The organism is Streptomyces sp. NPDC050617 (assembly GCF_040654795.1).
Taxonomy (GTDB): domain Bacteria; phylum Actinomycetota; class Actinomycetes; order Streptomycetales; family Streptomycetaceae; genus Streptomyces.
This window is the reverse complement of the sequence record NZ_JBFAIS010000035.1, coordinates 1-12,388: the sequence shown is the minus strand read 5'-3', so window position 1 is coordinate 12,388 and position 12,388 is coordinate 1. Positions and strand designations below refer to the sequence as shown.

The following is a 12,388-nucleotide window of genomic DNA, read 5'->3' as shown; positions in this document are numbered from 1 at the left end:
GACCACGCGATGCGCCTGCCCACCCCCCTGTCCGGCATCGTCCCTCCGCTCTGCACCCCCCTCACCCCGGCCGGCGACATCGACACGGCCTCCCTCGGCGCCCTGGTCGAGCGGACCCTAGATGCCGGAGTGGACGCCGTCTTCGCCCTGGGGTCCAGCGGGGAGACCGCCTATCTGAGTGATGCTCAGCGCCGCACCGCGCTCGCGGCCGTCGTCGCGGCGGTCGACGGCCGGGTGCCCGTGCTCGCGGGGGCCGTCGACATGACCACCGCCCGCGTCATCGACCAGGCCCGCGCCGCGGCCGCGCTCGGTGCGGACGGGATCGTCGCCACCGCGCCGTTCTTCACCCGCACGCACCCGGCCGAGGTCTCCGGCCACTTCCGGCGCCTGCGCGACACCGTCGACCTGCCGCTCTTCGCCTACGACAACCCCGTCGCCGTGCACACCAAACTCACCGCCGAGACGCTCCTGCCGCTCGCCGAGGACTCCACCCTCGCCGGCCTGAAGGACAGCAGCGGCGACGACGGGGCGCTGCGCCGCTTCCTCGTCGAGGCGGGCCGCCGCGGGCTGCGCGGCCGCTTCTCCGTCCTCACGGGCTCCGAAACCACCGTCGACGGGGCCCTGTTGGCCGGCGCCGACGGTGCCGTGCCGGGGCTGGGCAACGTCGATCCGCACGGCTACGTACGGCTCTACCGGCAGGCGCGGGCCGGTCGCTGGGGCGAGGCCGCCGCCGAACAGGACCGGCTCGCCGCCCTGTTCGCGATCACGGACGCGGGCGACCCGGCGCTGATGGGCGGCAGCTCCGCGGGGCTCGGCGCGTTCAAGGCGGCGCTGCACCTGCTCGGCGTCATCGACTGCCCGCTCACCGCCGCGCCGCAGATCCCGCTGTCCGCCTCCGCCGTCAAGGCCGTGCGCCAACTCCTCGAAGAGGGCGGCCTGTCGTGAGGGCGCCGCCCTGGTACCGCGAGGTGTCCGGGGCCCAGTGGAAGTCCCTGGCCGCGGCCTGGACGGGGTATCTGCTCGACGGGTTCGACTTCGTCCTGATCACGCTCGTACTCACCGAGATCGCCGCGGAGTTCGGGCTCTCCGGCGTCGAGGCCGCGAGCCTGGTCTCCGGGGCGTTCATCACCCGCTGGCTCGGCGGGGCGCTGCTCGGCGCGCTGGGCGACCGCCATGGACGGAAACCCGCCATGATCGCCAGCATTCTGCTCTACTCCCTCGGCACCTTCGCCTGCGGCTTCGCGTGGGGGTACGGCAGCCTGTTCACGGCGCGGCTGCTGATCGGGATGGGCATGGCGGGGGAGTACAGCGCCTCCGCCACGTACGTCCTGGAGAGCTGGCCCGCCCGGCTGCGCCACCGCGCCTCCGGCTTCCTGATCTCCGGCTTCTCGGCGGGGGCGGTGCTCGCCGCCGAGCTGTACCAGTGGGTGGTGCCGCACTGGGGCTGGCGCTGGATGTTCTGGATCGGGGTGCTGCCGGTGCTCCTCGCGCTCTGGCTGCGGCGCGCGCTGCCGGAGGCCGCCGAGTGGCACGCGCGGGTGGGGGAGCGGGCGGCGGCGGGGGCGGCGCGGCCCAATCCGTTCCGCCCGCTGTTCACCGGCCGTCGCCGCGCCGCGCTCAACCTGGCGCTGACCGCCGCCGCCGGCGGATCGCTGTTCTGCGTCTTCACGCCCGTCGGCGCCGGACTGGTGCCCTGGCTGTCGGCGGTCGCGGCCGGTTCCCTGCTCGCCTTCGGCGCGCAGCTCGGCGGCCGTCGGCGCTGGATCCTCTACGTGTCCCTGATGATCACCGTGTTCTGCGCCTTCCTCTACAGCTGGCCGGTCCAGGCGCTGCTGCCCACCTATCTGAAGACGGAGCTGGGCTACCGCCCCGCGCAGGTCGCCGACGTGATGTTCTACGCCGGGTTCGGCACGATGGCCGGGTGCGTCCTCGCGGGCTTCGTCGGGGACCGGATCGGCACCCGGCGCGCGTACGCCTGGACCCTGCTCGCCTCGCTGGCCTTCGTCTTCCCGGTCTTCGCGGTGCGGGACAGCCTGGTGGTGCTCGGGGTGCTGCTGTTCTTCCTGCTCGCGCTGAGCCAGGGCATCTCCGGGATTCTGCCGAAGTACATCGCCGGCCACTTCCCCACCGAGACCCGGGCCGCGTCGCTCGGCTTCGTCTACAACACGGGCGCGCTGGGCGGCGCGGTCGCGCCGGTGCTCGGCGCGCGGCTGGCGGAGGGCATGGAGCTGGGGCGGGCGCTCGCCGTGCTGACCTTCGGGCTGACCCTGGTGGTGATCGTGCTGGTCGGCTTCGGAGTGCCGAGCCGTCTCGCCCGCCTCACGGACCGGGCGGGCGGCCGGGACCACCTCGTGCCGGACGCTCCGCCCGCTGTGGCGGGCGGCGGGCTGGAACCGGACGCGGGGTGACGGGGCTTCGGGGCTTCGGGGCTTCGGGGCGGCCAAGGCGGCTCACCGCGGTGGGATTTCGCCGTACGCGCGGCGTGGCTTCGGGGGCTTGTGGAAAGTGGAACGCGTTCTTAACATCACAAGTGTTACAGCGGTTGTGTCATATGGCTGGGGGCTGGATGACAGCGACACACGGCGGCCCGCTCGGCGGTCCGCTCAGCGATCCGTTCACCGGCCCGCTCGCCGGAGTGCGCGTGGTCGAACTCGCCGGAATCGGGCCGGGCCCGTTCGCCGCCATGCTCCTCGCCGACCTCGGCGCCGACGTCGTGCGCGTCGACCGTCCCGACGGCGCCGGCCTGGCCATCGACCCGGCCTTCGACATCACCAACCGCAACAAGCGCTCCGTCGTCCTCGACCTCAAAACGCCGGCCGGCACCCGCGCCGCGCTCCAACTCGCCGAGCGCGCCGACGTGTTCATCGAGGGCTACCGGCCCGGCGTCGCCGAACGGCTCGGCGTCGGCCCCGAGGACTGCCTCGCCCGCAACCCGCGGCTCGTCTACGGCCGGATGACCGGCTGGGGCCAGCACGGGCCCCTCTCCGAGACCGCCGGCCACGACATCGGCTATATCGCCATCACCGGCGCCCTCGGCATGATCGGCCCCGCCGACGGCCCCCCGACCGCCCCCGCCAACCTCCTCGGGGACTACGCGGGCGGCTCCCTCTACCTCGTCATCGGCGTGCTCGCGGCGCTCCAGCACGCCCGTACCAGCGGGGCGGGCCAGGTCGTGGACGCCGCCATCGTCGACGGCACCGCACACCTCACCGCGATGATCCACGGCATGCTGGCGGCCGGCGGCTGGCAGGACCGGCGCGGCGCCAACCTGCTGGACGGCGGGGCGCCGTTCTACGGCACGTACGAGACCGCCGACGGCGGATACATGGCGGTCGGCGCGCTGGAGAAGCGCTTCTACGCCGAGTTCATGGAACTCCTCGGCCTCGCCGACCAGGCGCCCGCCCGCGACGACCTCGCCCGCTGGGCGGAGCTGCGCACCGCCGTCGCCGAACGGTTCCGAGCCCGTACGCGCGCGGAGTGGGCCGCCGTGTTCGCCGATTCGGACGCGTGCGTGGCCCCGGTCCTCTCGCTGCGCGAGGCCCCCGACCACCCGCACCTCGCGGCCCGCGGCACGTTCGTCGACCACGGCGGCATCACCCAGCCCGCGCCCGCCCCGCGCTTCTCGGCCACGCCCGGCACCGTGCGCAGGCCGCCCGCCCAGCCCGGCGCGGACACCGCGGAGGTGGCCCGCGACTGGGAACTGCCGGACCTCGACCGGCCCTGAGCGACTTCACGTGATAGCGAGCGGCGTTGAACGGCACTGAGCGGCGGGGCCCGCCGGGGGCGGTGCGCGGCGGGCCGTACGTACGTCCCCCGCGCGTTCACCGGCGGCCGGGTCCCACGGCCGGATCCAACGGCCGGATCCAACGGCCCGGATCCAACGGCCCGGATCCAACGGCCCGGTCCCACGGCCGGACCCAACGGCCGGGTCCCACGGCCGGATCCGACGGCCGGATCCCACGGCCGGACCCAACGGTCCGGTCCCACGGTCCGGTCCAACGGCCGGATCCAGACGATCCACGGCGGCACCACCGAGATCATGAAGGGAGCGTCGGCCGGCCTCCGCTTCTCCGAGCCCCCTGACCCTCATCCCTCCCGAAAGGCCCGAGACCTTGAGCACCGAAGCGTACGTATACGACGCGATCCGCACCCCGCGCGGCCGCGGCAAGGCCAATGGCTCGCTGCACGGCACCAAACCCGTCGACCTGGTCGTCGGCCTCATCCACGAGCTGCGCCGCCGCTTCCCCGGCCTCGACCCGGCCGCCATCGACGACATCGTGCTGGGCGTCGTCAGCCCGGTCGGCGATCAGGGTTCCGACATCGCCCGGATCTCGGCCATCGCCGCCGGGCTGCCCGACACCGTCGCGGGCGTACAGGAGAACCGCTTCTGCGCCTCCGGGCTCGAAGCCGTCAACATGGCCGCCGCCAAGGTCCGTTCCGGCTGGGAGGACCTGGTGCTGGCGGGCGGCGTCGAGTCGATGTCGCGCGTGCCGATGGCCTCCGACGGCGGCGCCTGGTTCGCGGACCCCATGACCGGTTTCGCCACGGACTTCGTGCCGCAGGGCATCAGCGCCGACCTCATCGCCACCGTCGAGGGGTTCTCCCGGCACGACGTCGACTCCTTCGCCGCGCTGTCCCAGGAGCGCGCCGCGGCCGCCTGGAAGGACGGCCGGTTCGACCGCTCGGTCGTGCCCGTACGGGACCGCAACGGCCTCCTCGTCCTCGACCGCGACGAGCACATCCGGCCCGGCACCACCGCCGAGTCGCTGGCCGCGCTCAAGCCGTCGTTCGCGGCGATCGGGGACGCGGGCGGCTTCGACGCCGTCGCGCTCCAGAAGTACCACTGGGTCGAGCGGATCGACCATGTCCACCACGCGGGCAACTCCTCCGGCATCGTGGACGGCGCGGCCCTCGTCGCCATCGGCAGCCGCGAGGTCGGCGAGCGGTACGGACTCGCGCCCCGCGCCCGTATCGTCTCCGCGGCCGTCTCCGGCACCGAGCCCACCATCATGCTCACCGGACCCGCGCCCGCCACCCGCAAGGCGCTGGCCAAGGCCGGTCTGACCATCGACGACATCGACCTCGTCGAGATCAACGAAGCCTTCGCGGCCGTGGTGCTGCGCTTCGCGCGCGAGATGGGGCTGTCGCTCGACAAGATCAATGTGAACGGCGGCGCGATCGCCATGGGCCACCCGCTCGGCGCGACCGGCGCGATGATCCTCGGCACGCTCGTCGACGAGCTGGAGCGGCAGGACAAGCGGTACGGCCTCATCACGCTCTGCGTCGGCGGCGGCATGGGCATCGCCACCGTCATCGAGCGCCTGTAAGAGCCCGCGCCAGACCCCCGGCACGGCGCCGACCGCCGCCCGCACCCGAACCTCTTACGGAGACCGTGACATGACCCAGAGCAGCACCATCCGCTGGGACCAGGACGGCGACGGCGTCGTCACCCTGACCCTCGATGACCCCGCGCAGTCCGCCAACACCATGAACGCGGCGTTCCAGGCGTCCCTGCACGCCGTCGCCGACCGGCTGGAGGCCGAGCGGGAGACCGTGCGCGGCGTCGTCTTCACCTCCGCCAAGAAGACCTTCTTCGCCGGCGGCGACCTGCGCGAACTCATCGCCGTCGGGCCCGACGAGGCCCAGCGGACGTTCGACGGGAGCATGCGGATCAAGCACGACCTGCGCCGCATCGAGACGCTCGGCGTCCCGGTCGTCGCGGCCATCAACGGGGCGGCCCTCGGCGGCGGCTACGAGATCGCGCTCGCCTGCCATCACCGCGTGGCGCTCGACGCGCCGGGCTCCAAGATCGGCCTGCCGGAGGTCACCCTCGGGCTGCTGCCCGCCAGCGGCGGCGTCACCCGCACCGTACGGCTCCTCGGCATCGCCGACGCGCTGCTCAAGGTGCTCCTCCAGGGGACGCAGTACGCACCCCGGCGCGCACTGGAGGCCGGGCTGATCCACGAGGTGGCGGCGACCCCGGAGGAACTGCTCGCCAAGGCCCGCGCCTTCATCGCCGCCCATCCCGAGTCGCACCAGCCCTGGGACGTCAAGGGCTACAAGATCCCCGGCGGCACCCCGTCCAGCCCGCGCCTCGCCGCCAACCTCCCGGCGTTCCCCGCCAATCTGCGCAAGCAGACCGGCGGCGCGCCCTACCCGGCGCCGCGCAACATCCTGGCCGCCGCCGTCGAGGGCTCCCAGGTGGACTTCGAGACCGCGCAGACCATCGAGGCCCGCTACTTCGTGGACCTGGTCACCGGCCAGACCGCCAAGAACATGATCCAGGCGTTCTTCTTCGACCTCCAGGCCGTCAACTCCGGCCGCAGCCGCCCGGCCGGACCCGCGCCGCGTACGGTCCGCAAGGTCGCCGTTCTCGGCGCCGGGATGATGGGCGCGGGCATCGCCTACTCCTGCGCCCGCGCGGGCATCGAGGTCGTACTGAAGGACATCACCCCCGAGGCCGCCGCCAAGGGCAAGGCGTACTCCGAGAAGCTGCTCGCCAAGGCGCTCGCCCGCGGCCGTACGACCGAGGCGAAGCGCGACGCGCACCTCGCCCGCATCACCCCCACCGCCGACCCGCGGGACGTCGCCGGGTGCGACGCCGTCATCGAGGCCGTCTTCGAGGACGCCGCCCTCAAGCACAAGGTCTTCCAGGAGATCCAGCACATCGTCGAACCCGACGCGCTGCTGTGCTCCAACACCTCCACGCTCCCCATCACCGGCCTCGCCGAGGGCGTCGAGCGGCAGCGTGACTTCATCGGCCTGCACTTCTTCTCGCCCGTCGACAAGATGCCGCTCGTCGAGATCATCAAGGGCGGCCGGACCGGGGACGAGGCGCTGGCGCGCGCCTTCGACCTGGTGCGGCAGATCCGCAAGACGCCGATCGTCGTGGGCGACTCGCGCGGCTTCTTCACCTCGCGCGTCATCGGCCAGTTCATCAACGAGGGCGTCGCGATGGTCGGCGAGGGCGCCGACCCCGCCTCGGTGGAACAGGCCGCGGCCCAGGCCGGCTACCCGGCGAAGGTCCTCTCCCTGATGGACGAGTTGACCCTCACCCTGCCGCGCAAGATCCGCGACGCGACCCGGCGGGCGGTGGAGGAGGCGGGCGGCGCCTGGACCGAGCACCCCGCCGACGCCGTCATCGACCGCATGGTCGACGAGTTCGGCAGGCCCGGCCGCAGCGGCGGCGCGGGCTTCTACGACTACGCCGACGGCAGGCGCACGGGCCTCTGGCCCGGCCTGCGCGAACACTTCGCCCGCCCCGGCGCGGCCCCGATCCCCTTCGAGGACATGAAGGAGCGGATGCTGTTCTCCGAAGCGCTCGACTCCGTCCGCTGCCTGGAGGAGAACGTCCTCACCTCGGTCGCCGACGCCAACATCGGCTCCATCCTCGGCATCGGCTTCCCCGGCTGGACCGGCGGCGTACTCCAGTACATCAACGGCTACCCCGGCGGCCTCCCCGGCTTCGTCACCCGCGCCCGCCGACTCCAGGAAACCTACGGCGACCGTTTCGCCCCGCCGGCCCTGCTGCTCGCGAAGGCGGAGGCGGGGGAGCGGTTCACGGACGAGTGAACGAACCGAAGAACGGCGCCTCGGCGTGGGCCGCGTTTCGGCCGGCGGCCCATGCCGAGGCGCCGTTCACGCCGGCTGTGGTCGGGCCCGGCGGCGTGGCGTGAGGAGTTTCACGCAGGGTTTCTCCACGTAGGTGTGGAGGACGATGGCGCCTGCCAAGGAGATCGCCATGACCAGGGTGCCCTGGGCCAGTGGTGACAGGGGGCGGGGGGCCAGGAAGTAGTTGAGGCCGAATATGACCATTTCGTGAGTGAGGTAGAAGGCGAAGGAAACCTCCCCCAGGTACACCAGGACGGGATGGCGGAGGAGGGACCGTTTGCCCCGGATGTCGTTGCGGGCCAATGCGGCTATAAGGAAGGTGTAAGGAATCACGGTGCACGCGTTCCAATGGAATATGTAGGGAACGTCGAGCGACAGTACGAAGACGGCTGCGCCCGAGAGTATGAAGCTGATGACCGTTCCGGGGCCGCGCCAGTGGCCGCCCTTGACGAGGAGCGCGAGGACGATGCCGATCGCGAACTCGACGAGGCGCACGGGCGGCAGCATGTAGATGAAGTACTTCGAGTTCCAGCCCGTCGCGCCTTCCACGAAGTCCGCCAGGAACGGGACCAGTATGACGGCGAGGTTTCCGGCGATCAGCGTGGCCCACAGGCCGCGGGCGGAGAGGCGGCGGAGCAGCGGGACCAGGAACGGGAAGCTGAAGTAGAAGAAGAACTCGCAGCTCAGTGACCAGGAGACGCCGTTGAAGCCGAACCACCAGTCAGCGCGGTTCGGTATCCACGACTGAGTCAGGGTCAGGTTTCCCAGGGCGATGGACGAGACCAGCGGCTTCCCCTCCCACACCAGCAGCAGCGCGGCCACGAGGAACGTCACGGCATGGCTGGGGTAGATGCGGGCGAACCGCCGTCTCCAGAAACTGCCCGGTTTGTCCCCGATTCGAGCCGACCAGACCAGTACGAATCCGGACAGAATAAAGAACAGCGAGACCGCGGAGGGGCCGCCCAGCGTGATCTTGTTCAGTATCTCGGAGCGGTGCGCCGAGGTCGTGTACTTCGACTCGTGGGCGAAGTGGTAGCAGAAGATGAGCAGCGCGGCGTACCAGCGCAGACCCGTGAGTGAATCCAGTCGCGTCTGCGCGACCGCCTGCGTGACGGGTCTGCTCGGAGCGGTGTCGGTTATCGGGGGCATCGGTGGTCCAGGGTGAAGGGAGGAACGCGGGCGGGCCGTTCCTCCGCGCTGCTGTGGCGACAGAGGTGGAGCGAGAAGGAAGCAGGCGGTCATCAGCCGGCACTGAAGAGGACGGGTGTACCGGCCGTCGCGTCACAGGTCAGCGCCCACTTGTTGCGGGAGCGCTCCCGCAGCACCGCCGGCCGGGCCCGATTCCCCGGCGCCGGAGCCGATGCCGCGCGTCAGGGGAGTTCGGCGACCCGCGGGCCGGGACGAGAACGGAAGCCGGTCCCGGCCGGGGGTGCGCCGAGGTCGGTGACGCGAATGCCGCGCGCGCGGCGTATCGCCGGGAGTGCCTTCCCGATGGAATGCGGACACGGCGGGGCCGTGTGCTGTCTGCAGAATAGTGCGCAACACGTGAAGGAATCTACATCTCACGTCCGCGAATAACCGAATTTCACCTTGTTCAAAGACTCGGTAAAGGGTTTTCCATGCATGCAACCCAGACGCCATTTCCGTACGTAGGGCTGCGAAGTCACCGGCCGGGAATGGGGATTTCCCGTTGCCGTATTGACCCTCCGCTCACTCCTCCGCGTATGTCGCGCGGAGTTCCTCTTTGAGCGACCTCTGAAAGGCCGTCATGAGCGCCTGCATCACCAGCGGCTGCATATGTGCCGACAGCGACTTCACCGCCGCCACCCGCTCGGCGTCCGGCTCCCGCTCCCGATACGGGCCCCACACCTCGTCATGGAAGAGCCGCGTCAGCTCGCGCGCCGCCGAGCGGGTGTGCTGGAGCAGGACCGTACGGGCCGCCAGGATCGTCTCCAGGGCGATCGGTACGTCCAGCAGCCGCACCCCGAGGTGCAGCAGGCCCGGATCGACCTGGAAGACGTCCGGGTCCTCGGTCCGTACCAGCACGTTCATCGCCGCGAGGCGGTCCAGGTCCTGCCCGGTCAGCTCGCGCCCCACCCGCCGCTCCAGCTGGCGCAGCGTCGCCTCCTCCGCCTGGTCGGGCGCCCAGGTGGCGACCAGCGCGCGGTGGATGGCGAGGTCATGGGCGCTGAGATCGGGCGGCAGCTGCCGCAGATAGCGCTCGATGGCCGCCAGCGTCATGCCCTGGTGCTGCAACTCCTCGATGAGCGCGAGCCGGGAGAGGTGGTCCGGACCGTAGCGTCCGATGCGGCGGGGGCCGATCTCGGGCGGGGGCAGGAGTCCGCGGGTGCTGTAGAAACGGATGGTGCGGACCGTGACGCCCGCGCGGGCGGCCAGCTCATCGACGGTGAGGTCGGTCGCGGACTCATACATGTTGAACAGTATTGCTGTCTCACCGGGGTTGTGAAAGGCACCGCACACCGAGAGTGCGCAGGCGGCAGCGGGTTGAGGCCGCCCCGGCGGCTCGGTCAGTCGCGGTAGCCGACCACCAGGTGTTTGTAGCGGGTCGGGTCGGCGATGACGTCGGCGGACTTGAGCCGGTGCGCTCCGTGCCGGGCCCGGTCATAGCCGGGCGGAGACGTACGCGTGGGCATGGCATGCCTTTCGGGCTGCGAGGAGGATCGTGGCGGCGGCGAGCGGGCCGGTGCGTTCGTCGTTGAGCAGCAGTTCGCAGATCAGCACGGCGCCGCCGGGTGCCAGCGCCGCCCGGTACTTGCGCAGCAGCGCCCGGCCGGGTGCCGGGCGGCGGGGTGTGTGGGTCGGTCCTTCCGTGTTGGCCCACCGGTGAACTGGCGGGCCGATATGGGGAGATCGAGCACCGTGGGGACGTCGCCGCCCCAAGGGGCCCTGGCGGAATGATCTCGCTAACGGTCACACGGGTCCGAGCGTCCACTGCGGCCTGCTCGCACTTGAGGCGTCCTTGAGGTTCCGCGCGTCCGATTCTCGACATATGCCCGCAACCCATCGAGCGCGCCGCCGCAGTGTGATCCAGCACACAGACAGGTGTGCGGCCACGGGGGGAAGGTGTGCCGCTGACCCGCCCCGTGTGACGCGCGGGGCACGGGTGACAGCACGACATCACCTGACCGAAGGCGAGACACAACTGTGCGCACCGAAACCGTCCAGGACGACACGCCACAACCTCCGGACGGGGGAAGTGCGCCACCGGTGGACGCCGGGGACGCCGGGTATAGCAAGGGCCTCAAGCACCGCCATGTGAACATGATTGCGATAGGCGGCGCGATAGGCACCGGCCTCTTCCTCGGCGCGGGCGGTCGGCTCGCCTCCGCCGGGCCCGCGCTGGCCATCGCGTACGCCGTCTGCGGCCTGTTCGCCTTCTTCGTCGTGCGCGCTCTCGGCGAGATGGTCGTACACCGCCCGTCCTCCGGCTCGTTCGTCAGCTACGCGCGCGAATTCCTCGGCGAGAAGGGCGCGTACGTCGCCGGCTGGATGTACTTCCTCAACTGGTCCACGACCGGCATCGCGGACGTCACCGCCATTGCGCTCTACACCCACTACTGGTCCCTGTTCACCAGCGTTCCGCAGTGGGTGATGGCGCTCATCGCGCTCGCCGTCGTCCTCGCGGTCAACCTCATCTCGGTGAAGATCTTCGGCGAGCTGGAGTTCTGGTTCTCGATCATCAAGGTCGCGGCGCTCATCGCCTTCATGTGCATCGGCATCTTCCTGCTGGCCACCAGCCACAAGGTCGACGGGCACACCCCCGGCCTCAGCGTCATCAGCGACAACGGCGGTATCTTCCCGGCCGGTCTGCTCCCCGTCGTCGTCGTCCTGCAAGGCGTCGTCTTCGCCTACTCCGCCGTCGAGATGGTCGGCGTGACCGCGGGCGAGACCAGCGACCCGAAGCGCATCGTGCCGAAGGCTGTGCGCTCCATCATGTGGCGCGTGGGCGTCTTCTACGTCGGCTCCGTCGTCCTGCTCGCGCTCCTGATGCCGTGGAAGGGCTACTCCGCGAACGAAAGCCCGTTCGTGACCGTCCTGTCGAACGTCGGCGTCCCGGCGGCCGGCGACGTGATGAACCTGGTCGTCCTGACCGCGGCCATGTCCAGCCTCAACTCCGGCCTGTACTCCACCGGGCGCATCCTGCGCTCCATGGCGATGTCCGGCTCGGCCCCCAAGTTCACCGGCCTGATGAACCGTCATCAGGTGCCGTACGGTGGCATCCTGCTCACGTCGTGCGTCGGCGTGCTCGGCGTCGGCCTCAACTACTGGCTGCCGAAGGACGCGTTCGAGATCGTCATCAACATCGCCGCGCTGGGCGTCGTCAGCGCCTGGTGCATGATCATGCTCTGCCACCTGGCCTTCGTGCGCCAGTCCCGGCGGGGCCTGCTGGAGCGCCCCAAGTTCCGGCTTCCCGGCACGCCGGTCACCGACATCGTCACGATCGCCTTCCTGCTCGGCGTGATCGTGCTCATGTGGTACGACGGCGGCGTCGGCCGGCGCACGGTGATGATCATCCCGATCCTCGCGGCCGGTCTGGTCGCCGGCTGGTTCGCCACTCGCGGCCGGGTGGCCCAGGCGGCCGCTGAACGCAAGCGCCTGGCCGAGAACGACGGCTGAGGTCCGCCTCCCTGGCCGGGGGTTGCGGGGGTGCGCTGGGCGGGGGTGTCGGGTCGGGTGCGGGGCGGTGGGGGCCCTCCGGGGCTGCATGATTTACGGGCCCGTGCGAGATGTTGCCTCAGGTGCCCTCATCTTGGGC

At 71.1% G+C, this 12,388-nt stretch carries 9 protein-coding genes; 6 read left to right on the top strand and 3 right to left on the bottom strand.

Going from position 1 to position 12,388, the window contains the following annotated elements:
- Positions 1 to 9: 9 nt before the first annotated feature.
- The 5 genes from AB0I49_RS33165 to AB0I49_RS33145 all read left to right on the top strand — a co-directional run bounded on the left by AB0I49_RS33165 (position 10) and on the right by AB0I49_RS33145 (position 7,572).
- Positions 10 to 945 carry a dihydrodipicolinate synthase family protein gene (locus AB0I49_RS33165; RefSeq protein WP_363230893.1) on the top strand — a complete coding sequence of 312 codons (936 nt, stop codon included), beginning with the start codon at positions 10 to 12 and terminating at the stop codon, positions 943 to 945.
- Positions 942 to 2,408, top strand: a complete 1,467-nt coding sequence (locus AB0I49_RS33160) for a sialate:H+ symport family MFS transporter (RefSeq protein WP_363230892.1) — start codon at positions 942 to 944, stop codon at positions 2,406 to 2,408. The genes AB0I49_RS33165 and AB0I49_RS33160 overlap by 4 nt, the downstream gene beginning before the upstream one ends.
- Positions 2,409 to 2,566: 158 nt before the next feature.
- Entirely contained in the window at positions 2,567 to 3,724 is a 1,158-nt protein-coding gene (locus AB0I49_RS33155) for a CaiB/BaiF CoA-transferase family protein (protein WP_363230891.1), read from the top strand.
- Between the two features lie 388 nt (positions 3,725 to 4,112).
- Entirely contained in the window at positions 4,113 to 5,327 is a 1,215-nt protein-coding gene (locus tag AB0I49_RS33150) for an acetyl-CoA C-acetyltransferase (RefSeq protein WP_363230890.1), read from the top strand.
- A 70-nt stretch (positions 5,328 to 5,397) separates the two neighbouring features.
- Complete coding sequence (locus tag AB0I49_RS33145) at positions 5,398 to 7,572, top strand: 3-hydroxyacyl-CoA dehydrogenase NAD-binding domain-containing protein (protein ID WP_363230889.1); 2,175 nt, start codon at positions 5,398 to 5,400, stop codon at positions 7,570 to 7,572.
- A 66-nt stretch (positions 7,573 to 7,638) separates the two neighbouring features.
- On the opposite strand, the gene AB0I49_RS33140 is transcribed toward AB0I49_RS33145, so the two are convergent.
- From AB0I49_RS33140 to AB0I49_RS33130, 3 genes are all read right to left on the bottom strand, one after another.
- Positions 7,639 to 8,760 (bottom strand): acyltransferase, encoded by a 1,122-nt coding sequence (locus AB0I49_RS33140; protein WP_363230888.1) that lies wholly within the window; start codon positions 8,758 to 8,760, stop codon positions 7,639 to 7,641.
- 561 nt (positions 8,761 to 9,321) lie between these two features.
- Positions 9,322 to 10,044 carry a MerR family transcriptional regulator gene (locus tag AB0I49_RS33135; RefSeq protein WP_363230887.1) on the bottom strand — a complete coding sequence of 241 codons (723 nt, stop codon included), beginning with the start codon at positions 10,042 to 10,044 and terminating at the stop codon, positions 9,322 to 9,324.
- Positions 10,045 to 10,139: 95 nt separating this feature from the next.
- The gene (locus AB0I49_RS33130; RefSeq protein ID WP_363230886.1) at positions 10,140 to 10,265 is read right to left on the bottom strand and encodes a hypothetical protein; all 126 of its coding nucleotides are present in this window, start codon (positions 10,263 to 10,265) and stop codon (positions 10,140 to 10,142) included.
- A gap of 574 nt (positions 10,266 to 10,839) precedes the next feature.
- Here AB0I49_RS33130 and AB0I49_RS33125 point away from each other — a divergent pair.
- On the top strand, positions 10,840 to 12,249 hold the full coding sequence (locus AB0I49_RS33125) for an amino acid permease (RefSeq protein ID WP_363230885.1): 1,410 nt from the start codon (positions 10,840 to 10,842) through the stop codon (positions 12,247 to 12,249).
- Positions 12,250 to 12,388 lie beyond the last annotated feature (139 nt).